The following is a 247-nucleotide window of genomic DNA, read 5'->3' as shown; positions in this document are numbered from 1 at the left end:
AGTCTGGCATTCCTCCAGCTGGCTGTTCTGGTTGTTTTGTGGTTGTGCGCTGGTTTCCAACCTCGCTATTTATCTGGGGGTACGGGCCGGACTGCGGCCTTTGGCGGATGTGCTGGCCGCTTTTGACCAGGTGCAGCAAGGGCACCTGAACGCCCGTCTCGGGCATTACAGTTTACGCGAAGCCAATAACCTGGCCTGGCATTTCAACGCCATGACAGAATCACTGGAAAGCGCCCGTAACGAAAAC

The 247-nt window shown here is 56.3% G+C and carries 1 protein-coding gene; it reads left to right on the top strand.

Annotated elements, in window-relative coordinates:
* Positions 1-247 (top strand): HAMP domain-containing protein (locus Q4563_RS21725; RefSeq protein ID WP_303606010.1); only part of this gene is annotated, 247 nt, incomplete at both ends.

The organism is Gilvimarinus sp. 1_MG-2023, assembly GCF_030548285.1.
The sequence above is the reverse complement of the archived record's forward strand: the minus strand, read 5'-3'. Positions and strand labels throughout refer to the sequence as shown.